This window comes from Rhizobium sp. NPDC090279 (genome assembly GCF_044769665.1).
In the GTDB taxonomy this organism is placed as follows: domain Bacteria; phylum Pseudomonadota; class Alphaproteobacteria; order Rhizobiales; family Rhizobiaceae; genus Rhizobium.
In genome coordinates, this window is sequence record NZ_JBIVYI010000011.1 from 125,773 (window position 1) to 148,008 (window position 22,236).

Annotated in this window: 23 protein-coding genes; 12 read left to right on the plus strand and 11 right to left on the minus strand. The window is 59.5% G+C overall.

Annotation, left to right across the window (positions count from 1 at the left end; all coding sequences use genetic code 11):
* Positions 1 to 37: 37 nt before the first annotated feature.
* The gene (locus ACIQWP_RS25845) at positions 38 to 697 is read right to left on the minus strand and encodes a YggS family pyridoxal phosphate-dependent enzyme (protein ID WP_402793683.1); all 660 of its coding nucleotides are present in this window, start codon (positions 695 to 697) and stop codon (positions 38 to 40) included.
* 200 nt (positions 698 to 897) lie between these two features.
* On the opposite strand from ACIQWP_RS25845, the gene leuS reads away from it, so the two are divergent.
* The 3 genes from leuS to holA are packed head-to-tail and all read left to right on the plus strand — an operon-like array spanning position 898 to position 5,090.
* The gene (gene leuS, locus ACIQWP_RS25850) at positions 898 to 3,528 is read left to right on the plus strand and encodes a leucine--tRNA ligase (protein WP_402793685.1); all 2,631 of its coding nucleotides are present in this window, start codon (positions 898 to 900) and stop codon (positions 3,526 to 3,528) included.
* Entirely contained in the window at positions 3,518 to 4,039 is a 522-nt protein-coding gene (locus tag ACIQWP_RS25855; RefSeq protein ID WP_402793687.1) for a hypothetical protein, read from the plus strand. Before leuS ends, ACIQWP_RS25855 begins: the two co-directional genes overlap by 11 nt.
* A 13-nt stretch (positions 4,040 to 4,052) precedes the next feature.
* On the plus strand, positions 4,053 to 5,090 hold the full coding sequence (holA, locus tag ACIQWP_RS25860; protein WP_402793689.1) for a DNA polymerase III subunit delta: 1,038 nt from the start codon (positions 4,053 to 4,055) through the stop codon (positions 5,088 to 5,090).
* Between the two features lie 88 nt (positions 5,091 to 5,178).
* Here holA and ACIQWP_RS25865 read toward each other — a convergent pair whose 3' ends face one another.
* The 8 genes from ACIQWP_RS25865 to hemE all read right to left on the minus strand — a co-directional run bounded on the left by ACIQWP_RS25865 (position 5,179) and on the right by hemE (position 14,064).
* Positions 5,179 to 6,063, minus strand: a complete 885-nt coding sequence (locus ACIQWP_RS25865) for a ParB/RepB/Spo0J family partition protein (RefSeq protein ID WP_402793691.1) — start codon at positions 6,061 to 6,063, stop codon at positions 5,179 to 5,181.
* A 39-nt stretch (positions 6,064 to 6,102) separates the two neighbouring features.
* Positions 6,103 to 6,900, minus strand: a complete 798-nt coding sequence (locus tag ACIQWP_RS25870; RefSeq protein ID WP_402793693.1) for a ParA family protein — start codon at positions 6,898 to 6,900, stop codon at positions 6,103 to 6,105.
* Between the two features lie 21 nt (positions 6,901 to 6,921).
* Positions 6,922 to 7,539, minus strand: coding sequence for a 16S rRNA (guanine(527)-N(7))-methyltransferase RsmG (rsmG, locus tag ACIQWP_RS25875; protein ID WP_402793695.1), 618 nt, complete (start codon positions 7,537 to 7,539; stop codon positions 6,922 to 6,924).
* Between the two features lie 26 nt (positions 7,540 to 7,565).
* On the minus strand, positions 7,566 to 9,446 hold the full coding sequence (gene mnmG / locus ACIQWP_RS25880) for a tRNA uridine-5-carboxymethylaminomethyl(34) synthesis enzyme MnmG (protein ID WP_402793697.1): 1,881 nt from the start codon (positions 9,444 to 9,446) through the stop codon (positions 7,566 to 7,568).
* A gap of 107 nt (positions 9,447 to 9,553) precedes the next feature.
* Positions 9,554 to 10,873 (minus strand): tRNA uridine-5-carboxymethylaminomethyl(34) synthesis GTPase MnmE, encoded by a 1,320-nt coding sequence (gene mnmE / locus ACIQWP_RS25885; RefSeq protein ID WP_402793699.1) that lies wholly within the window; start codon positions 10,871 to 10,873, stop codon positions 9,554 to 9,556.
* A gap of 148 nt (positions 10,874 to 11,021) precedes the next feature.
* Positions 11,022 to 12,287, minus strand: coding sequence for a transcription termination factor Rho (gene rho / locus ACIQWP_RS25890; protein WP_402793701.1), 1,266 nt, complete (start codon positions 12,285 to 12,287; stop codon positions 11,022 to 11,024).
* A 197-nt stretch (positions 12,288 to 12,484) separates the two neighbouring features.
* Positions 12,485 to 13,030 carry a protoporphyrinogen oxidase HemJ gene (hemJ, locus tag ACIQWP_RS25895; protein WP_402793702.1) on the minus strand — a complete coding sequence of 182 codons (546 nt, stop codon included), beginning with the start codon at positions 13,028 to 13,030 and terminating at the stop codon, positions 12,485 to 12,487.
* The gene (gene hemE / locus ACIQWP_RS25900) at positions 13,027 to 14,064 is read right to left on the minus strand and encodes a uroporphyrinogen decarboxylase (protein WP_402793704.1); all 1,038 of its coding nucleotides are present in this window, start codon (positions 14,062 to 14,064) and stop codon (positions 13,027 to 13,029) included. The genes hemJ and hemE overlap by 4 nt, the downstream gene beginning before the upstream one ends.
* Positions 14,065 to 14,465: 401 nt before the next feature.
* On the opposite strand from hemE, the gene ACIQWP_RS25905 reads away from it, so the two are divergent.
* The 5 genes from ACIQWP_RS25905 to dnaQ are packed head-to-tail and all read left to right on the plus strand — an operon-like array spanning position 14,466 to position 18,103.
* Positions 14,466 to 15,287: a pyruvate, water dikinase regulatory protein gene (locus ACIQWP_RS25905; protein WP_402793706.1), complete on the plus strand. Its 822-nt coding sequence runs from the start codon at positions 14,466 to 14,468 to the stop codon at positions 15,285 to 15,287.
* Positions 15,288 to 15,320: 33 nt separating this feature from the next.
* Positions 15,321 to 15,920, plus strand: coding sequence for a Maf-like protein (locus ACIQWP_RS25910; protein WP_402793707.1), 600 nt, complete (start codon positions 15,321 to 15,323; stop codon positions 15,918 to 15,920).
* On the plus strand, positions 15,913 to 16,770 hold the full coding sequence (locus ACIQWP_RS25915) for a shikimate dehydrogenase (protein WP_402793709.1): 858 nt from the start codon (positions 15,913 to 15,915) through the stop codon (positions 16,768 to 16,770). The genes ACIQWP_RS25910 and ACIQWP_RS25915 overlap by 8 nt, the downstream gene beginning before the upstream one ends.
* Before the next feature lies 1 nt (position 16,771).
* On the plus strand, positions 16,772 to 17,371 hold the full coding sequence (coaE, locus tag ACIQWP_RS25920) for a dephospho-CoA kinase (protein WP_402793711.1): 600 nt from the start codon (positions 16,772 to 16,774) through the stop codon (positions 17,369 to 17,371).
* 15 nt (positions 17,372 to 17,386) lie between these two features.
* The gene (dnaQ, locus tag ACIQWP_RS25925) at positions 17,387 to 18,103 is read left to right on the plus strand and encodes a DNA polymerase III subunit epsilon (RefSeq protein WP_402793713.1); all 717 of its coding nucleotides are present in this window, start codon (positions 17,387 to 17,389) and stop codon (positions 18,101 to 18,103) included.
* 78 nt (positions 18,104 to 18,181) lie between these two features.
* Here the strand turns inward: dnaQ and secB are convergent, their stop codons facing one another.
* Complete coding sequence (secB, locus tag ACIQWP_RS25930; protein ID WP_402793715.1) at positions 18,182 to 18,664, minus strand: protein-export chaperone SecB; 483 nt, start codon at positions 18,662 to 18,664, stop codon at positions 18,182 to 18,184.
* 96 nt (positions 18,665 to 18,760) lie between these two features.
* Positions 18,761 to 19,279, minus strand: a complete 519-nt coding sequence (locus tag ACIQWP_RS25935) for an FxsA family protein (RefSeq protein WP_402793717.1) — start codon at positions 19,277 to 19,279, stop codon at positions 18,761 to 18,763.
* Positions 19,280 to 19,425: 146 nt separating this feature from the next.
* Here ACIQWP_RS25935 and ACIQWP_RS25940 point away from each other — a divergent pair, with 146 nt between their 5' ends.
* The 4 genes from ACIQWP_RS25940 to ACIQWP_RS25955 are packed head-to-tail and all read left to right on the plus strand — an operon-like array spanning position 19,426 to position 22,188.
* Positions 19,426 to 20,127 (plus strand): Tim44/TimA family putative adaptor protein, encoded by a 702-nt coding sequence (locus ACIQWP_RS25940; RefSeq protein WP_402793719.1) that lies wholly within the window; start codon positions 19,426 to 19,428, stop codon positions 20,125 to 20,127.
* Positions 20,124 to 21,242 (plus strand): murein transglycosylase A, encoded by a 1,119-nt coding sequence (locus ACIQWP_RS25945; RefSeq protein WP_402793721.1) that lies wholly within the window; start codon positions 20,124 to 20,126, stop codon positions 21,240 to 21,242. The genes ACIQWP_RS25940 and ACIQWP_RS25945 overlap by 4 nt, the downstream gene beginning before the upstream one ends.
* Positions 21,242 to 21,826, plus strand: a complete 585-nt coding sequence (locus ACIQWP_RS25950) for a Smr/MutS family protein (RefSeq protein WP_402793723.1) — start codon at positions 21,242 to 21,244, stop codon at positions 21,824 to 21,826. The genes ACIQWP_RS25945 and ACIQWP_RS25950 overlap by 1 nt, the downstream gene beginning before the upstream one ends.
* A complete protein-coding gene (locus ACIQWP_RS25955) occupies positions 21,823 to 22,188 on the plus strand; it encodes a helix-turn-helix domain-containing protein (protein ID WP_402793725.1) in 366 nt (121 codons plus the stop codon). The genes ACIQWP_RS25950 and ACIQWP_RS25955 overlap by 4 nt, the downstream gene beginning before the upstream one ends.
* Positions 22,189 to 22,236: the final 48 nt, after the last annotated feature.

Below are 22,236 nucleotides of genomic sequence, written 5' to 3' on the forward strand. Positions count from 1 at the left end.
GAGGGCGGGTAGCGTGGCCTTCTATTTTCGACCGAATCTACCGCGCCCCGAAGATAGCAGACCCGACGCGAACGCTTGTCGCGCCGAAGGCGACGGCGGTTTCGTAGTCGCTCGACATGCCCATGGAGAGCTTCTCGACGCCCGCCTGCTTGGCAAGCTTTGCCAGCAGGGCAAAATGCGGCCCTGGATTTTCCTCCGCCGGCGGAATGCACATCAGGCCCTCGATCGAAAGCTCAAGCTCGCTGCGGCAAAAATCGACGAAGGCGGCGGTGTCGTCAGGCGCAATCCCGGCCTTTTGCGGCTCCAGACCGGTATTGACCTGCACATAGAGCCTGACGGTCTTGCCCTGCCGTTTCATTTCATCGGCGATGGCATGCGCGATCTTTTCCCGATCGATCGTTTCGATGACGTCGAACAGCGCCACCGCGTCGGCCGCCTTGTTCGATTGCAGCGGCCCGATCAGGTGCAGCTCGATATCAGGTGTCTCCGCCTTCAGCTCCGGCCATTTGCCCTGGCTCTCCTGCACGCGGTTCTCGCCGAACACCCGCTGGCCGGCCGAAATCGCCGGGCGGATCTGATAGGCGTCGAAGGTCTTGGAAACGGCAACGAGCTGCACGGAGCCGGCCGCTCGGCCGGCCTGACGCTCCGCTGCTGCTATATGGGAACGAACTTCGTTCAGGCGCTCTTGAAGTTCCATCTTTTCGCCTCGATATTCACGCTTGCTTCTCAGACTTTGCAGTAATGAGGCAGGCGGCCTTTGCCAAGGGCGAATGCGCCGGAATCCGGCTTTGCTTTGCAAGATAAGGCACTTGCTGCACCTGCTAAACTTGACGCTTGGGTGGTTTCGTGGTGAAGGTCACGCCTTAATCCCCATGATTTTCCGGAATGCAAGAACAGATGTCTATCGAACGTTATAATCCGCGCGACGCCGAGCCCCGCTGGCAGCAGAAATGGAACGAAGAAGAAGTCTTCGTGACCGACAACGCCGATCCGCGCGAGAAATACTACGTTCTAGAGATGTTTCCCTATCCGTCGGGCCGCGTCCACATGGGCCATGTGCGCAACTACGCCATGGGCGACGTCGTCGCGCGCTACAAGCGTGCCCGCGGTTACAACGTCCTGCACCCGATGGGCTGGGACGCCTTCGGTATGCCGGCGGAAAATGCCGCCCGCGACAACAAGGTGCATCCCAAGGAATGGACCTACCAGAACATCGCCTCGATGCGGACGCAGCTGAAGGCCATGGGCCTGTCGCTCGACTGGAGCCGCGAATTCGCCACCTGCGACGTCGATTATTATCATCGCCAGCAGATGCTCTTCATCGACATGATGGAGAAGGGCCTGGTCTACCGCAAGAAGTCCAAGGTCAACTGGGACCCGGTCGACAACACCGTTCTGGCCAACGAACAGGTCATCGATGGCCGCGGCTGGCGTTCTGGCGCGCTCGTCGAGCAACGCGAGCTGACGCAATGGTTCTTCAAGATCACCGAATTCAGCCAGGAACTGCTTGACGCGCTGGATACGCTCGATCACTGGCCGGAAAAAGTGCGGCTGATGCAGAAGAATTGGATCGGCCGCTCAGAGGGCCTGACCATTCGCTGGGAAATCGTGCCGGAAACCGCGCCCAACAGCGATCGCGAGATATCGGTCTATACGACGCGTCCCGATACGCTGTTCGGCGCCTCCTTCCTGGCGATCTCGGCCGACCATCCGCTCGCCAAGGAAGCCGCCGCCAAGGATGCGGAGATCGAGGCCTTCTGCGAGGAGTGCCGCCGCGCCGGCACCTCGCTCGCCGCCCTCGAAACGGCCGAGAAGAAGGGCATGGACACCGGTATCCGCGTCCGTCACCCCTTCGACCCGTCCTGGGAGCTGCCCGTTTACATCGCCAATTTCGTACTGATGGATTACGGCACAGGCGCCATCTTCGGCTGCCCGTCCGGTGACCAGCGCGACCTGGATTTCGCCCGCAAATATGGCCTGCCCGTCGTGCCCGTCGTCATGCCAGCGGATGGCGATGCTGCAAGCTTCAGCGTCGGCGACGTCGCCTATGACGGCGATGGCGTGATGATCAATTCGCGCTTCCTCGACGGCATGGGTACGGAGGAAGCCTTCGAGACCGTTGCCTCGCAGCTTTCCGCCGCCAGCCTCGGCAATGCGCCGCAGGCCGAACGCAAAGTGAATTTCCGCCTGCGCGACTGGGGCATTTCCCGCCAGCGCTACTGGGGCTGCCCGATCCCGGTTATCCATTGCGAGGACTGCGGCGTGCTGCCGGTGCCGAAAAAGGATCTGCCCGTCAGGCTGCCCGACGATGTCACCTTCGACCAGCCGGGCAATCCCCTTGATCGACATGCCACCTGGCGGCATGTCGCCTGCCCGCAATGCGGCAAGGACGCGCGTCGCGAGACGGATACGATGGATACTTTCGTCGATTCGAGCTGGTATTACGCCCGCTTCACAGCCCCTTGGGAAAATCAGCCGACGGACCCCAAGGCCGCCAACCATTGGCTGCCCGTCGATCAGTATATCGGCGGCATCGAACACGCGATCCTGCATCTGCTCTATTCGCGCTTCTTCACCCGCGCCATGCGCGAAACCGGCCATCTCGACGTGAAGGAACCCTTCAAGGGCCTCTTCACTCAAGGGATGGTGGTGCATGAAACCTACAGCCGAGGCAATGGCCTGACACGCGAATGGGTGTCTCCGGCCGATATCAACATCGAGGAAGTGGACGGCCAGCGCCGCGCCACGCTGCTCTCGACCGGCGAGGACATCGCCATCGGCTCGATCGAGAAGATGTCGAAGTCGAAGAAGAACGTCGTCGACCCGGATGACATCATCGCCTCCTACGGCGCCGATACCGCGCGCTTCTTCGTGCTGTCCGACTCGCCGCCCGATCGCGACGTCATCTGGTCCGAGGCCGGCGTCGAAGGCGCGCATCGTTTCACGCAGCGCATGTGGCGCCTGGTGTCCGAAGCCGCCGATGCCCTGAGGACGGTCGAACCGACTCCGGCTAAGGAAGGCGAGGCGCTGGCGATTTCGCAGATCGCGCATCGCACCCTGAAGGCGGTTCAGGGTGATTACGACAAGCTCGCCTTCAACAAAGCGGTGGCGCGCATCTATGAATTCGTCAATGCGCTGGCGGCGCCGCTCTCCAAGATCGCAGCCGGCCAGGCCGATGCCGGCTACCGCTCCGCGGTTCGCGAGGCCGTGGAAATCCTGATTGCGCTGGTCGCGCCAATCACGCCGCATCTGGCCGAAGAATGCTCCGCAGCACTCGGCAATACGCATATGATCGCCACCAGCGCGTGGCCCGTTTATGACGAAGCACTCGTGATCGAGAACGAGATCGTCTATCCCATTCAGATCAACGGCAAGAAGCGCGCCGAATTGACAATCGCGCGCGATGCAGATCAGAATGCCGTGCAGCAGGCCGTGCTCGCCCTGGATGCCGTCAAAAGCGCATTGAATGGTCAGGCGCCAAAGAAGATCATCGTCGTTCCACAGAGGATCGTAAACATTGTCGTCTGATAATCTTTTCAAGTTCGCCCGCATCGCCGGCGTTGCGTCTGTGATTGCCGTTGCCGGCCTTCTCTCGGCCTGCCAGGTTCGGCCGCTCTATGCCGTGAGCACCGGTGTCACGCAGAAGCTGTCGGAGGTTTCCTTTTCCGATGTCGGCTCGCGCGTCGGTCTTCAAGTACGCAACCAGCTGATCTTCATCGCCGGGCGCGGCGCGGGCGAAACGAAGACGCCGAAATACAATGTCGATCTGAGCGTCTCATCCGGCACCGCCGGCGTGCTCTATCTTCCGTCTTCAGACACGTCGGCTGCAGGCCGTACGACCGTCACCGCCTCCTTCACGCTGAAGGAAATCAGCACCGGAAAGGTGATCAAATCCGGCAGCCGCGCGGTGACGTCGCTCGTCGACTTCCCGACCCAGGAATTCGCCAAGCAGCGCGCCATCCGCGATTCGGAAGACCGTGCCTCTCGCGAAGTTGCCGAGATGGTCGCCGCCGACATCGCTGCCGCGCTCAGCCGCTGATAAAGGGCGCGGCATGGCGGAAATCAAGTCTCACGAATTTGACGGATTCCTCCAAAATGCCGCGCGCAATTACCGGATCTTCGTAGTTTACGGCCCGGATCGCGGCCTCGTTTCCGAACGTGCCGCACAGATTGCCGCCAAGACCGGCGTCGACCTGAAGGATGCCTTTTCCCTCATCAAGCTTGACGTTGGCGACCTGCAGAACGATGCCGGCCGCCTGCTCGACGAAGTCAACGCCATCGGCCTGTTCGGCGGCGAAAAACTCGTCTGGATTCGCGGCGCCGCCAACGAAAAGGCGCTGATCGATTCGCTGCAGATCATCGCTGAAAGCCCGCCAGAGGCCAGCTTCGTCATCATTGAAGCCGGCGATCTCAAGAAGGGCTCGGGCCTGCGCAAGGTAGCCGAACCGGCGCGCTCCGTTGCGACAATCCCTTGCTATGCCGACGATACCAGGGCACTGAATGCCCTGATCGATACGGAGCTGGCAAATGAAGGATTGCGCATTGCCCAGCCGGCGCGTCAGACGCTGCTCGAACTTCTGGGTGGCGACCGCATCGCCTCACGCAACGAGGTGCGCAAGCTGGCGCTTTACTGCCGCGGGCACAGTACGATCGAAGAGAACCATGTCATGGAGATCATCGGTGATGCCAGCGCCATTTCCACGGACGATGCGGTCGACGCCATTTTGAAGGGCGATTCGGAGGCGTTTCTGCACGCCATGCAGAAGATCGCTTCTTCCAAGACTCCGATGTTTCTCGTGCTGCAAGGCTGCCTGCGGCAACTTCAGATGCTCGATACCATGCGGGCGGAAATGGATGAAAAGCGGATCGCGCCGGCACAGGTCATGCAGACGCACGGACGCCATCTGCATTTCAGGCGCAAGCCGATCATAGAACAGGCCCTCAAGACCTGGTCCGCTGCAGCGATCGCTCGCGAGATGAACAGGCTGCAATCCGCCATTCTCCAGACCCGCCAGCGCGCGAGCCTAGAAGACACGATTGCAACGCAAACCCTGCTGGCGACCACCTTGCAGTCGGCCCGCAAGGGCTGATGTTTCACGGGAAACCGCGACTTGGCACAAGCCGGTCAAAGCCTGGTTTTCATATCACCAAGCTATTGTTTTTATTACGGTATGGAGCCTAACGGCGTTCCAGCAGGCGGCAGATCTCTTCAAGCTGCTCCAGCGTCTTGTAGCTGATCTTCACCTGGCCGCCATTGCCGCGATGATTGATCGAAACATCCAGCCCAAGCGTGTCGGACAGCGTGCGCTCGAGCGCCAGCGTATCGGAGTCCTTCTCATCCCTGCGCGCCCCGGCCGGGCGGGGATCGTTCTGAGCTTTGATGTCGTTCTGCGCCAGCCGCTCGGCATCGCGAACCGACATGCCCTTTGACACGACAGTCCGCGCCAGACCCGTCGGATCGGAGGTCGAGACAAGCGCACGAGCATGACCGGCGGACAGCGAACCGGCAGCAAGCATATCGCGCACCGGATCGGGCAGCTTCAACAGACGCAGCGAGTTGGCGACGTGGCTGCGGCTCTTGCCGATGATTTCGCCGAGGTCATTCTGCGTATAGCCATGCTCCGCTATCAGCTGCTCGTAGCCCAGCGCCTCTTCCAGCGGATTGAGGTCGGCACGCTGGACGTTTTCGACGATGGCGATTTCCAGCGCGGTCTTGTCGTCGACATCGCGGACGATGACCGGAATTTCGATCAGGCCGGCAAGCTGCGCCGCGCGCCAGCGTCTTTCACCGGCAATGATCTCATAGCGGTCGGTGGAAACGGTGCGAACGACGACGGGCTGGACGATGCCATGCTGGCGAATGGAGCTGGCGAGATCGTGCAGCTCGGTCTCATCAAAATAACGGCGAGGATTGCGCGGATTGCGGCTGATGAATTCGATCGGAATCAGGCGGTCCGGATTGACCGCCGGTCTGCTGGCATCCACGGGCGTCGGCTGATCCATCTCACCGATGAGAGCCGCCAATCCGCGCCCGAGACGCCGCTTCGAAAGATCATCATTCATCACCGATACTCACTCTGGAACAAATAAAATACTACATCATCAGGCGGCAGCTTTCCGCTGCCGTTCTCTCTGGATCACTTCCGAAGCGAGCTGCAGATAGGCCTGGCTGCCCGCGCACTTCAGGTCGTAAAGGATGGCCGGCTTGCCATAGGACGGCGCCTCGGACACGCGAACGTTGCGCGGAATCAACGTATGGTAGACTTTCTCGCCCAGATGCGTCCGCACATCGCTGACGACCTGCTGTGCCAGGTTGTTACGGGAATCGAACATGGTCAAGACGATTCCCTGAATATCGAGGGACGGGTTAACAGTGCGCCGGACCTGATCGACCGTCTCCAACAACTGGCTGAGGCCCTCCAGGGCGAAAAATTCGCACTGTAACGGAACCAAAACGGAATGTGCCGCCGCCATGGCATTCATGGTGAGAAGATTGAAAGAAGGCGGGCAATCAACCAGAATATAGGAGAAGGCGAGGGCATCGGACGCATTCAGCGCGCGGCGCAGCTTGAAGACGCGATCCGATTGCTGCGCGATCTCCATCTCGATGCCGAGCAGATCCATCGTTGATGGCACGATGAAGAGATTCGGCACGGCCGTTTCCTGAACCGTATCCATGATTCCATGGCTGCCGACCAGCAGATCGTAGGAAGATAGCTTCCGATCGCGCCGCTCGATGCCCAGGCCCGTGCTGGCATTGCCCTGTGGATCGAGATCAACGATCAACACGCGCTCGCCGATGGCGGCAAGCGCCGTCGCCAGGTTGATTGCGGTCGTCGTCTTGCCAACGCCGCCCTTTTGATTTGCGATGGTAATAATCCGGTTTCGCTCGCCGATCATCTGCCGCATATCCAATTATGGTTAAATCAGGCGTCGAAGGCGACTAAACTCCAGAATTACGGAATCTCGCTCGACGACACTCTGATGTTTTACCAGATCGAATTGCCAACGACCACGGGCTTTCTCAAGCTCGCGCTCGTAATCCCGGCCTTTGTGCAGAAAGAGACGCAGATTTTCGTTGCGTTGATGCCACGGAGCTGCGTAGTCGAGCAAAAGATCGAGCTCCGCGAGCGCCCGCGCCGAGATGACATCGCAATGGGGAATGGCGGCGGGCGCCTCTTCGATTCGAATGGCATGAACCGCGCCGCGGGCCTCGCATTCCCGCAGACAAACGCGCAGGAAAGCAGCTTTTTTCTGATTGCTCTCGACCAGATCGACATATCCAGCGCCCTGTTCCGCCAACAGAATAGCCGTTATGACGCCTGGGAAGCCACCGCCGCTCCCCAGATCGACCCAATGATCCGGCGTCGGATGAAGCTGGAAAATCTGGGCGCTGTCCGCAATATGACGGCGCCAGAGATCGTCAATCGTCGACGGCGCAACGAGATTGATGGTCTTGGCCCACTTCTGAAAGAGCTGCGCAAAGTGCTGCAGCCGCTCCTGTGTTTCACGTGAAACAGGTACACCGTTCAATTCCATATTGCGGACTCTCTAACCTTGCAGCGTCAGGAAACGAGCTTCTGCTCTTCGGGAACGCTCGATTTCCTCAAATAGGCCAGCAGCAGAGAGATCGCCGCCGGCGTCATTCCATCGATGCGCGAAGCCTGCGCAATGTTCTTCGGCCGCGCTGCCGTCAGCTTCTGCTTCAGCTCGTTGGACAATCCGGAAAGGAGAGAGAAATCGAATTCGACCGGGATGATGCGTTCCTCTTCCTTGCGGGCCTGAACGATGTCGGCCGTCTGCCGATCCATATAAACGGCATAGGCCGCTTCGATTTCGATCGCCTCAACGACATTGCGCTCCATCGATTGCAACTCCGGCCAAAGCCGCGAGAGGTTCTCGACAGACTGACCAGGATGGGAAAGAAGCTCATAGGCAGAGCGTCGCTGGCCATCCTTGTTGAGATGCATGCCAACCTTCTCGGCCTCGTTCGGCGTCACGGTCAAGCTCTTCAACCGATCACGGGTCCGTTCAAGCCTCTTCATATACCGATCGAAACGCGATGCACGGCTGGAACCGATGCAGCCGATGGCAAGACCGACAGGCGTTAGGCGGACATCCGCATTGTCTGCACGGAGCGACAGGCGGTACTCCGCGCGTGACGTGAACATGCGATAGGGCTCTGCGACGCCACGTGAGGTCAGATCATCGATCATCACCCCAATATAGGACTCCGTGCGGCTGAACTCGATCGGCTTACCTCCGGCAGCAAGGCGCGCAGCGTTCAACCCAGCGACGAGACCCTGAGCGCCTGCCTCCTCATATCCCGTCGTGCCGTTGATCTGGCCCGCCAGGAAAAGGCCGGGAATTTTTTCTACTTCGAGAGACAGCCTCAGCTCACGAGGATCGACGTGATCATACTCGATGGCATAAGCGTGCTGGAGTATGCGGACTCGTTCCAGACCCGGAATGGTCTTGATGAATTCCTCCTGGACGTCTTCGGGGAGGGACGTCGATATACCGTTGGGGTAGACCGTTGTATCGTCCAGCCCCTCGGGTTCGAGGAAGATCTGATGGCCATCACGCTCGCCAAACTTGACGATCTTGTCCTCGATCGACGGACAGTAGCGCGGTCCCACGCCTTCGATCTGACCGGAATACATCGCCGAACGCTTCAGGTTCTCGGCAATGATCCTGTGTGTTTCCGGCGTCGTGCGGGTCACACCGCATTCGATCTGTGGATTCACGATTGCATCGGTCATGAAGGAGAAAGGCGTTGGATCTTCGTCCGCACCCTGTCTTCCGACCGAATCCCAATCGATGGTCGTGCCATCGAGGCGGGCAGGCGTTCCGGTCTTCAGCCGTCCCAATGCAAGACCATGCCGAAGCAACGTGCTGGAAAGCCCGACAGAAGGCTCTTCGCCGACTCGGCCGGCCGGTATTTTCTTGTCACCAATATGAATGAGCCCACGCAGAAAGGTACCGGTGGTGAGAACGACGGCACCACAGCGAATTATGCGCCCGTCCTTCAAGATCACCGAAGACACCCGGCCATGCTCGAAGGCGAGATCAAAAGCATCGCCTTCTATAATATCGAGATTATCGATCGCACCAATCTCAGCCTGCATCGCCAAACGATAGAGCTTCCGATCCGCCTGGGTGCGCGGGCCGCGAACGGCCGGACCCTTCTTGCGGTTCAGCATGCGGAATTGAATTCCCGCGGCATCCGCCACCCGGCCCATCAAGCCATCGAGGGCGTCGATCTCGCGAACGAGATGGCCCTTGCCGAGACCGCCAATAGCCGGGTTGCAGGACATGATGCCGATCGTGTCGCGCTTATGCGTCACCAGTGCCGTACGCGCACCCAGGCGCGCAGCCGCGGCCGCAGCCTCGCTGCCCGCGTGGCCGCCACCCACAACGATCACATCATACGCTTTATCGAACATCATCACGTCCTCGGTCGTGCCGCTTGTTTGGCACACCAATTTCAGGAGTCAAGAAGGTTTCACGTGAAACGTCGACAGAGAGCACGCAGCGCCCTGTTTCACGTGAATCATTTCCCTATGCAGAATTCCGAGAAGATCACATCCAGCAAATCTTCCACGTCGACGCGTCCGGTTATGCGTCCTAGGCTCGTTGCCGCCTGTCGTAGATATTCGGCTCTGATATCCAGACCTCGATCTTCCGACGCAAGTGCCGCCTCGACAGCGCCAAGGCTGTCGGTCAGCAATGTGCGGTGACGAAGACGGCTTGGCAGAGCCAGGGACAGCGTCCCAGAACGCGCCTGCAAATCCTGCCGAAGAAGCTCGTGCAAATCTGTCAATCCGGAGCCTGTGGTTGACGAGATCAGCACATCATATCTGTCATGAGCCTCGGGGTGAATATCCGATTTCGTACCGACAGTCAGAACCTTGCCGGCAAAACCGGGAAAGGTTCGCTGCGCCTCCTCGCCGATCTCGGCGAGAGACAGGACGAGATCCGCATCCGCGACCGTGCGCAGCGCCCGACGAATGCCTTCCCGCTCAACGATCTCATCGGTTTCCCGCAAGCCGGCGGTATCATAGAGCTTGACGGCATAGCCCTCTATGTTCAGATCCACATGCAGCACGTCACGGGTTGTCCCGGCGATATCAGTGACAATCGCCACTTCCCGCTTCGCCAGCGCATTCATCAGGCTGGACTTGCCGGAATTGGGTGCGCCGGCAATCACCACCTTCAGGCCGTCCCGGATAATCTCGCCGAGGTCGGCGCCTGCGAGATGAGCTGATAGTTCCGCCTGTAGCCGCTTCATGTCGGCCCATACCATATCCGACACGGAGCCCGGCACGTCGTCCTCATCGGCAAAATCCAGCTCCGCTTCGATCAAGGCCCGCGCGCGCGTCAACCTGTCGGCCCAGCTGTCATAAAGATCGGATAGCCCGCCAGCGGCGTGCTCCACAGCAAGCCGGCGCTGCATCTCAGTTTCAGCACCGATCAGATCGGCAAGGCCCTCCACCTCGACCAGATCCATTTTTCCATTCTCGAGAGCTCGCCGTGAGAACTCGCCATGCTCTGCCAGGCGGCAATGCTCAAAGGTCGAAAGCTCTCCCAGAAGCGCATTCACGACCGCCTTGCCACCGTGAACATGAATCTCGACGCAATCTTCGCCGGTGAAGGAGGCTGGTGAGGGGAAAATCAGCACCAGGCCGCGATCGAGTACGAGACCGTTACGAGTCCGAATCGTTTTAAGAGCGGCTTGCCGGGGAGCCGGCAACGCGCCAGCGAGGGATTCAGCAGCGTGAAAAGCCAAGTTTCCGCTAATACGGACCACGGCGACGCCGGCCGGCAATCCGCCGCTGGATAGCGCATAGATTGTTTCATTCGTCGTCAACATCAGATTGATCCGCATCCGAATCGATTATTGACCGAGCTTCGATCTCGGCGTCCGATCAGTAAAAACAAAATCGGGCTGCAGTTTGCAGCCCGATCATAACACTAAATCAGCACCGCCAAACCGGCGGCGAGGTGAATCCGGCTAAGGATTACGTATTCATCGATTCAAAGAAATCCGGGTTGTTCTTCGTCTGCTTCAGCTTGTCGATCAGGAACTCGATCGCATCGGTGGTGCCCATCGGCGCAAGAATACGACGGAGAACGAAGATCTTCTGCAGGTCCTGGCGCGGCACCAGCAGGTCTTCCTTGCGGGTACCCGACTTGAGAATATCCATGGCCGGGAAGATGCGCTTGTCGGCAACCTTGCGGTCGAGAACGATTTCCGAGTTACCGGTACCCTTGAACTCTTCGAAGATGACTTCGTCCATGCGGCTGCCGGTGTCGATCAGCGCCGTGGCGATGATGGTCAGCGAGCCGCCTTCTTCGATGTTACGCGCGGCGCCAAAGAAGCGCTTCGGGCGCTGCAGGGCGTTGGCATCGACACCACCAGTCAGAACCTTGCCGGAGGAGGGAACGACGGTGTTGTAGGCGCGGCCGAGGCGCGTGATGGAATCGAGCAGGATGACGACGTCGCGACCATGCTCGACAAGACGCTTGGCCTTCTCGATCACCATTTCGGCGACCTGCACGTGACGAACCGCCGGCTCGTCGAAGGTCGACGAAATGACTTCGCCGCGCACCGAGCGCTGCATGTCCGTCACTTCTTCCGGACGCTCGTCGATCAGGAGAACGATCAGATAGCAGTCCGGGTGATTGGCGGTGATGGAGTGGGCGATGTTCTGCAGGAGAACGGTCTTACCGGTACGCGGCGGTGCGACGATCAGACCACGCTGGCCCTTGCCGAGCGGCGCGACGAGATCGATCACGCGCGGCGAAAGATCCTTCGAGGTGGGAACGTCGAGTTCCATGCGGAAACGCTCGTTCGGATAGAGCGGCGTCAGATTGTCGAAGTGAACCTTGTGACGGATCTTTTCGGGATCGTCGAAATTGATGGTGTTGACTTTCAGCAGCGCGAAATAGCGTTCGCCTTCCTTCGGTCCGCGGATCGGTCCCTCGACCGTGTCGCCCGTCTTCAAAGAGAAGCGGCGGATCTGGGAGGGGGAGATATAGATATCGTCCGGACCGGGAAGATAGTTGGCGTTGGCGGAACGCAAGAAACCGAAGCCGTCCTGCAGAACTTCGACGACGCCCTCGCCGATGATTTCCACGTCCTGGCTTGCGAGTTCCTTCAGGATCGCAAACATCAATTCCTGTTTGCGCATCGTGCTGGCGTTTTCGACCTCGAGCGATTCGGCAAATGCCAGAAGATCGGTCGGGGATTTATTTTTCAGTTCCTGAAGCTTCATTTCAGCCATGAAGGGAATTACTCATTTTTAGGAGGGGAAAGGCAATGTTGCTCGTATTCAGAACCGCGATAGGGGCGCTCGCGGGCGACAGAATGGATACATGCCACGAAGAGAAGATGGCGGGAAAATAGCGACTCACTTTCTGAACCGCAAGGGGGGCACGCAAAATGAAGGAAATTTAACATCGCCCCTAATACAGCCCCGCCTCACGCAAACGGCTTGACGACGACGAGGATGACGATCGCGATCATCAGAAGCGTCGGGGCCTCGTTCATCATGCGCCAGTAACGCGCCGAATGCTTGTTTTCGTCGCGGGCAAAGGCGCGCGCCGCGCTGCTGAAATGACCGTGAACGGCCGAAAGAAGCACGACGAGCCCGATCTTGGCATGCAGCCAGCCACCCTGGAAATCATAGACCGACCAGGCGAGATAGAGCCCGAAGATCCAGGTCAGGATCATCGCCGGCGTGATGATGTAGCGCAACAGGCGCCGCTCCATCACCTTGAAGGTCTCGGACTGCTGCGAACCCGGCTCGGCATCCGTGTGGTAGACGAAAAGCCGCGGCAGATAGAACATGCCGGCCATCCAGGAAATCACCGCGATGATATGCAGTGCCTTGATCCAGAGATAGAGATCGGCGGGATGCCAGGCGAAGAGACCGATCGCCAAGACCGCAAAAATCAGGATCATGAAATAGGCGCGGCGTCCGGCTCTTTGGCCCGGAGCTGAATCCGTCTGCTTTTCCATCGTCATCGGTTCCTCCATCCGCGCACGCGTTCGACGAGCCTGGCAACATTGGCCGGGTCGGCCTGCGGCGTAATGCCGTGCCCGAGATTGAAAATGAGCGGGCCGTTCCCGAGTTGCTGCAAGATGTCGTCGATCCCGTCGTCCAGCGCCTTGCCACCGGCGACCACGCGCATCGGGTCGAGATTTCCCTGCACCGGACCGTCCTTCTGAAGCTCCTGTGCAAAAGCCATCGGCACCGACCAGTCAAGACCGATGGCATCGGCACCCGTTTTATGCCGATAGGTCTTCAGCAGGTAACCCGCACCCTTGGCAAAAGCGATGATCCGAGCCTGTGGCCGCCGCGCCTTGACCGAAGCAATCATTCTGGCGACCGGCTTGATGGCGAAAGCCTCGAATTCCCGCTCGCCGAGCACGCCGGCCCAGGAATCGAAAATCTGCACGGCATCGGCGCCCGCATCGATCTGCGCCACGAGGTAATCGGCCGAGATTTCGGCAAGCAGCATCAGCAGATGTTCGAAGGCTTTTGGATAACGATAGGCGAAGAGCCGGGCAGGCGCCTGATCGGGCGTGCCATGTCCGGCGATCATATAGGTCGCAACAGTCCAGGGAGCCCCGCAGAAGCCAAGGAGGGTCGTCTCGTTGGGCAGGTCCCGCCGCAGTCGACGCACCGTCTCCATGACGGGCGCCAGATGGGCTACGACCCCTTCCGGTTTCAGAGCCAGGATACCCGCCTCATCGATCGGGTCCATTTCCGGTCCATGCCCTTCGGTAAAGCGTACGTTCCGCTTCAATGCGTCCGGTATCACCAGAATGTCGGAAAAGAGAATGGCAGCATCGAAGCCATAGCGGCGGATCGGCTGCAGCGTCACCTCGACGGCATGGTCGGGCGTATAACAGAGATCGAGGAAGCTTCCGGCCTTGGCGCGCGTCTCGCGATATTCGGGAAGATAACGGCCCGCTTGTCGCATCAGCCAGAGAGGGGGAGGGGTGAGCGTTTCTCCGCTCAGCACTCGCATGATCTTCCGGCGTTCATCGCTCACAGACGTCGTCCTATATAAAACCAAAGATATATAGAAAGATTTCTATTTCTTAGAGTCGGTGAGTAGCAAGGATTAAAGTTCATCCATTGCCTGTCCAATTTGTCGCGCCTCACGCTGGAATTTGCAGAGTTTTCGAAGACGTCAGCCGATATGTGGAAAAGTAAGGAGATTTTTCAATCTTTTGAGGAGGTTGAAGAGAGATCAGCTTCGTCCCCGTCTGGGGATAAGCCGGGGATGGGAATAGCATTGCTGATCTTGTCCACATTGCCCACAGGCATCGCGAAAGGCTCTTCTCGAAAATCCCAAATGTGGAAAACTCGGCCGTTTTCCACTTGCCCAGGATGCCCCCCTTCTCGTACCTCTCTTTTCTCCCGAGATATCAACAGGTGATGGAAAGTAGCGTGGAAAACCGAACAAGCTTCTTTCATCTGCACCTGATTTCTGACTCAACAGGCGAGACTCTCATCTCCGCCGGCCGTGCTGCTTCCGTGCAATTCCATGCCAGCCAGCCGATCGAGCACGTCTATCCGCTGATTCGGAATCGCAAGCAGCTTCTGCCGGTTCTGGAGGCAATCGATCATAGCCCGGGTATCGTCCTCTATACGATCGTCGATCGCGAGCTTGCCGATTTCATCGCCGAGCGATGCCGCGAGATGGGAGTACCATCAGTCAATGTTCTCGAGCCGGTCATGAACGTCTTCCAGACCTATCTTGGCACCGCCTCGCGCCGCCGCGTCGGCGCGCAGCATGTGATGAACGCGGATTATTTTGCCCGTATCGAGGCGCTGAACTTCACCATGGATCATGATGACGGCCAGATGCCCGACGATTATGATGATGCCGATGTCGTCATCATCGGCATCAGCCGTACCTCGAAAACGCCGACGAGCATTTATCTGGCGAACCGCGGCATCAAGACGGCCAACATTCCGATCGTCCATGGCGTGCCCTTGCCCGAGAGCCTGAGCAAGGCGACGAAACCTTTGATCGTCGGGCTGGTCGCAACGACCGACCGGATCACGCAGGTTCGTGAAAATCGAATCCTCGGTGCGACGCCGGGCTTCGATCGTGGCGACTATACCGATAGAGCCGCAATCTCCGAGGAGCTGAAATATGCCCGCTCCCTCTGCGCACGGCACAACTGGCCGATCATCGATGTCACCCGCCGCTCGATCGAAGAGACCGCCGCTGCCATTGTTGCCCTGCGACCCAAGCTGCGCTAAGCGCTCCACATGATTATCTCGGAGGCAGCCGTCATGACCTCGCCCCTTATCCTTGCATCGTCCAGTCCGTTCCGGCGAATGCTGATGGAAAATGCCGGATTGCATTTTCAGGCTATCGCCGCCGACATTGACGAACGCGCGATCGAAGCGCCGCTGGAGCGCGATGGTGCAAGTCCGGATGCCGTCGCGCTCGTGCTGGCAAAGGCGAAGGCGAAGGAAGTGAGCGATCGCTTCCCCGGCTCGCTCGTCATCGGCTCGGACCAGACCATGTCGCTCGGTGTCCAGGTCTTTCACAAGCCGAAGACGATGGCGGATGCGGAAAATCATCTGCGGGCGCTCTCGGGCGAGACCCATCGCCTGAACAGTGCTGTCGCCCTGGCGCGCAACGGCGATATCATCTGGGAGCATGTGTCCCACGCCCATCTGACCATGCGCGATCTGCCGGCCGATTTCATTCACAGGCATCTCAGCCGCGTCGGCGAGAAGGCGTTATCGAGCGTCGGCGCCTATCAGCTCGAGGGTGAAGGCATCCAGCTCTTCTCGAAAATCGACGGCGACTATTTCACCATCGTCGGATTGCCGATGCTGCCGCTGCTCGAAAAACTGCGAGAGTTGGGGACGATCGATGGATGATTCACGTGAAACACAGAGCGTAAACGCTTTCGTAACGGGTTATCCGGTCAAGCATTCGCGCTCCCCGTTGATCCACGGTTACTGGCTGAAGCAGCTCGGTCTGGCCGGCAGCTATCGTGCCCATGAAGTACCCGTGGAGGATTTTGCTGCTTTCATCTCATCCTTGAAGGACGGCACCAGCGGCTTCGTTGGCGGCAATGTCACCATCCCCCACAAGGAAGCGGCCTTCAAACTCGCCGATCGACCAGACGAGCTTTCGGAGGAATTGGGTGCTTCCAATACCCTGTGGCTCGAAGGTGGATTGCTGCACGCAACGAATACCGACGGCCGTGGTTTCACCGCGAACCTCGACGAGCGTCATCCCGGTTGGGATCGGGGCGATCGCGCCGTGATCCTCGGGGCAGGGGGCGCCAGCCGTGCCATTATCCAGGCGGTGCGCGGTCGCGGCTTCAAGGAAATTCACGTCGTCAACCGCACCATCGAGCGCGCGCAGGAATTGGCGGATCGCTTCGGCGAACGGGTTCATGCCCATCCGATGGCAGCACTTGGCGAAGTCATGCAGGGCGCTGGCCTGTTCATCAACACCACCTCGCTCGGCATGGATGGCGAAGCCGCTCCGCGGATCGATTTCTCACCTCTTGCAGAAGGGGCAGTCGTCACCGACATTGTTTATGTACCGCTGAAGACGCCGCTTCTGGGCCAGGCGGAGGAACAGGGTTTTGCCATCGTCGATGGCCTCGGCATGCTGCTGCATCAGGCCGTACCGGGTTTCGAAAAATGGTTCAGAAGGCGCCCAGCGGTCGATGAAACCTTGAGAGCATTGATCATCGCCGACATGGAAAAGCACTAATATGATCAGGATCGGGCTGACCGGATCGATCGGCATGGGAAAGTCGACCTCGGCGAAACTCTTCGCCGCAGCCGGAATCCCGGTGAACGATGCCGATGCGGTTGTGCATGATCTTTATAGCGGCGAAGCAGTCCCTCTGGTGGAAGCTGCCTTTCCCGGCGCGACGAACGATGGCAAGGTCGACCGACAGGAACTCAGCCGCAAGCTTGGGGGCGATCCCTCCGGTTTCCGGCGTCTCGAGGCCATTGTCCATCCACTGGTGCGCGAGCGCGAGCGTCAGTTCCTGGAACGTCATCGCCAGGCCGGCGCCGATATGGTGGTGCTGGATATCCCGCTGCTGTTCGAAACCGGCGGCGACAAGAGGGTGGACAAAATCGTCGTCGTCAGCTGCGATCCACAGATTCAGCGGGAGAGGGTGCTTGCCCGGCCGGGCATGACGGAGGAGAAATTCAATATGATTCTCTCCCGCCAGACGCCGGATGCGGAAAAGCGCGCGCGCGCCGATTACGTCATCGACACCGGCGGAAGCATCGAGGCGGCCGGCGAACAGGTCAAAGAGATCATCGCGGATCTGCGGCGTAAGCTGCAGGTCGAGACTTAACAAGCGGAGCCCGATATGCGCGAAATCATTTTCGATACGGAAACCACCGGCCTCGACAACAGGGCCGACCGCATCATTGAAATCGGCGGCATCGAGCTCATCAATCATTTTCCGACGGGCAACACGCTGCATCTCTTTATCAATCCGGGCGACCGCAAGGTGCATCCGGATGCGCTTGCCGTGCATGGCATCACCGATGAATCGCTAAAGGACAAGCCGCCTTTCGAAGAGGTCGCCGACAAGATCCTCGACTTCTTCGGCGATGCCAAATGGATCGCGCACAACGCCACCTTCGACATGGGTTTCGTCAATGCGGAATTCGCAAGGCTCGGTCGGCCGCCGATCCTCCCCGACATGGTGATCGATACGCTCGCCATGGCGCGGCGCAAGCATCCCATGGGTCCGAATTCGCTCGATGCGCTCTGCCGGCGCTACGGCATCGACAATTCCCACCGCACCCAACACGGCGCGCTGCTCGACTCCGAACTATTGGCCGAAGTCTATATCGAGATGATCGGCGGCCGGCAGACGGCGCTTGGTCTCGGCAGCAACAATGGTTCGTCGGCACGTTCCCGCCAGAGCGATGATGCGGGGGACGTTGTCGCCGATGTCTTCGCACGCCCCAATCCACTGCCGAGCCGGCTGAACGAGGAAGAACTTTCGGCTCATGCAGCACTCGTCACCAAGCTCGGCGCGAAAGGAATCTGGTCCAAATATCGCGCCTCCGAGTAAGGCGCGCCTGAAGCACAAAAAGAAAATGCCCGGATCGATGTCCGGGCATTTCCGTTTCCAGCATGGAAAAATTCAAGCTCAGTTCGGAACGGCTGAAACCTGGGCGCGGGCCTGTTCTTCGGCCATGCGCTGCGTGAACATCTGCGCGAAGTCGATCGGGTCGATCATCAGCGGCGGGAAACCGCCGTTGCGCGTGACATCGGCGATGATCTGACGGGCAAACGGGAATAGCAGGCGCGGGCACTCGATGAAGAGCAGCGGCAGCATGTGTTCCTGCGGGAAGCCGGTCACGCGGAAGACGCCGCCGTAAACCAGCTCGGTGTGGAAGAGAACGCGCTCGCCATCCTTGGCTTCGGCGCTCAGCGTCAGCACCACGTCGAAATCCTCGTCCGACAGCGGGTTGGCATTGACGTTGACGTTGATATTGATGTCGGGAGCATTTTCCCGGGCCTGAAGCGAGCGCGGAGCACCCGGATTTTCAAAGGAAAGATCCTTGGTGTACTGAGCAAGGATGCTGAGGCTCGGGCTGGCTGCACCGTTGCCGTTGGTCTCGTTGGCCATGGGGGTGTCCTCTCACGTCTCGATGGGTGTCGCCATCTAGCATTTAGAATAGGGGCTTACAACCCTTATGGCTCCGGCGCTTCCGGGGGTCGTTCTCTAGTCTTCCAGCCGCTTTTGATCCGACCAGGGCGACTTCCGGTTCGGCTCCCGATGGAAATCGCCTTCGTCGAGATCGACCACCGTTCCGGGATTCTGCGGTCGGCCTTGCGGACCTGCGCCCGGGCCTTGTCCACGCCGGAAGGCACGCGAACCGCCGACGACGACGATGCGCTTGCGCAGCATCTTCCAGGCGAGATCGCGCACGGCCGGGATGAAAAGCAAGAGGCCGATAATATCGGAGATGAAGCCGGGCAGCATCAGGAAGAAGGCGGCGACAACGATCATGGCGCCATGCACCATCTCTCGGCCGGGATCGCCGCCATTGCGGCTTTCGGCCGAAATGCGCTGGAGAATGCCGATGCCCTGAATTCTGAGGAGAGCAGCACCGAGCAGCACGCTGAGGATGACGAGCCCCAGTGTGGCCCAGACGCCGATCATCTTTCCGACGACGATGAATCCGGCGATTTCGGCCAGAGGCATCAGAAAAACGAAGATAGGAAGAAATGATAGGCGCATGTTACGGTGGTCCTGTAAGCGGGTTTCTTCGCGTTAGCGTTGGTTTCTCGCATATAATAAAGAAACTGGTCCGCTATTTGAATGATAGATCGATGCGGACTATATGGGGATTGATCTTTTAATTTTAACGGTGGTTCCGATACGAGATGGGTGCAAACGACTTTGTGACGATCTTTTTCCTGGTGGCGGCGGTGCTGATCTTCTTCCAGTTGCGCAGCGTCCTTGGCCGCCGCACGGGGAATGAGAAGCCGCCGCGCGATCTCTACGGCTCCGCAGATCCGGCAAATGGCCCGACGCCGCCGGACGCCGGCAAGGTGGTGACCTTGCCGCGGCGCGACGGAACCGAAGAGGAAGACCGTTTTGCCGCCGTCGATGCCTTTACCCCGGCAGGCACGCCGCTGAATGATTCGCTGCGCGAACTGAACAAGGCCGATCCTTCCTTCAATCCGAAGGAATTCGTCAACGGCGCCCGCATGGCCTACGAGATGATCGTCATGGCCTTTGCCGATGGCGATCGCAAATCGTTGAAGGGGCTGCTGTCGCGCGAAGTCTATGACGGTTTCGATGCCGCCATCGCCGACCGCGAGGCCAAGGGTGAGAAAATCAAATCGACCTTTGTCGGCATCGATAAGGCCGACATCGTCACCGCCGAGATGAAGGGAACCGAAGCCTTCGTCACCATGCGCGTCGTCAGCCAGATGATCTCCGCGACCTACGACAAGGCCGACACGCTGATCGATGGCGATGCCGAAGCCGTGGCTGAAGTCAGCGATCTCTGGACCTTCGCCCGCGATACGCGCTCGCGCGATCCGAACTGGAAACTCGTGGCGACCGAATCGGAACAATGACGAGCCCATCGCAGGAATTCAGGCTGGAGCCGGCAACCTTCGCCGATCTGAAGGGCTGGGAGGACGACGATCCTTCCAGCCTTTTTCGCGCAATGAAGGACTGTCGCACCCATATCCGCAGCGTGAAGCCCTATCGCACGGGCGCTGCCGGGCTGACGGCCGACGATCTCCTGACGCTTCTCGATGCAGCAGACGGGAAAGAGCCGCGCAATGCGGCCGAAGCGCGGGCGTTCTTCGAGGAGCATTGCCAGCCTTTCTTCATTCGCCGCGATGGCGGCGCCACGGGTTTCGTCACCGCTTTCTACGAGCCGGAAATCGAAGTATCGGCGGTGCCGGACGAGACCTACCGCTATCCGTTCTATCGCCGGCCAGCTGATCTGATCGATCTTGATGATGCCAATCGACCCGCCGGGCTCGACCCGTCCTATATGTTCGGCAGGCGTGGGGTCGATGCAATTTCCGCCTATCCGGACCGCGGCGAAATCGATCGCGGCCATCTCGAAGACAAGGGTCTGGAAATCGCCTGGGCGAAATCCAAGGTCGATGTCTTTTTCGTCCACGTCCAGGGTGCGGCGCGGCTGCGCTATCCGGATGGGCGTCTTGGCCGCATCACCTATGCCGCCAAGGCCGGCCATCCCTTCTCGGCCGTAGGGCGCTTGCTCATTGAGCGCGGTTTGCTCGATCGCGCCACCATCTCCATGCAGACGATCCGCGACTGGCTCTATGCGCATCCGGAAGAGGTCGATGAAGTCCTCTGGCACAATCGATCCTATATCTTCTTCCGCGAGGCCGATGTCGGCGATGCGGCCCTGGGCCCGATCGCAGCCGCCAAGGTGCCGCTGGTATCAGGCCGGTCCCTGGCGGTCGATCGGCTGATCCATACCTTCGGCTTTCCCTTCTTCATCCGTTCCGAAAGCCTGACGCATCTCGATGCGGGCAAGCCCTTCGCGCGGCTGATGCTGGCGCTCGACACCGGTTCGGCGATCGTCGGGCCGGCGCGCGGCGATATCTTTACCGGTTCGGGCTATGATGCGGGAGAGCTCGCCGGCACCGTGCGCAACGACGCCGATTTTTATATACTCATTCCGAAGGCGGCGGCGCAGAGGTTCGGCTGATGGCCCCGGAACGGCAGAACAAGGAACGAAAGCTCAATACGGAGGACCGTATCCTTTGGGGTAAGGTCGCCAAGAGCACACGTCCCATGCCGGGCCGAATGGCTGACATCGAGGCTTTCGAGGCGGCGCTGCAGGCCGAAGCCGAAAGCGAGGAAAACAGCCGCGCCGCAAAGACAAAGCCAGCGGCCGTATCAGCGGAAACCCAGGAAGCCCCGGCGCCCGTAAAGCAGCCGGCCGGTCGCCACCATCCGCTGGAACGTCCCGTCAAGCGCAAGATCGCCAAGGGGCATCTGGCGCTCGAAGCGCGCATCGACCTTCACGGCCTCATCCAGAGCGAGGCGCATGGAATGCTTCTGGATTTCCTGTTGCGGGCGCATGGCCGCGGCCTTCGCCATGTGCTCGTCATAACCGGCAAAGGCAGCTCAATGGGCAGCGAAGGAGCGCTGAAGCGCGCCGTGCCGCTCTGGTTTTCCAAGCCGGAGTTCCGCTTTCTGATCTCCTCCTACGAGACGGCGGCGCAGCATCATGGAGGCGAGGGTGCGCTCTATATCCGTCTGTCGCGGTTGAAGGGAGAGAAGCTTTGACCCCTTTCGGCGAAGCGGTGCGAAAGTTGAGATTGCGCAAGGGCGTCTCGCAGAAGCAGATGGCGGCTGCCCTCAATGTAACGCCGGCTTATTTATCCGCCTTAGAACATGGAAAGCGCGGTTTACCGACCTTCGACCTTTTGCAGCGCATTGCCGGATATTTCAATATCATCTGGGACGAGGCCGAGGAGCTGTTTTTGCTGGCTCGGTTTTCCGACCCGCGCGTCGTCGTCGACACCTCCGGGCTTGCGTCGGAATATACGACCTTCGTCAACCATTTGGCCGGCAAGATCCGCAACCTTGACGCAGCAACCATCCGCGAGCTATCCCGGGTTCTGGAAAATGCCGGAAAAACCGGCTGAAAACCGCCTTAATCCCCTGTTTTATACCTGATTTCGGGGCCTTCCGTT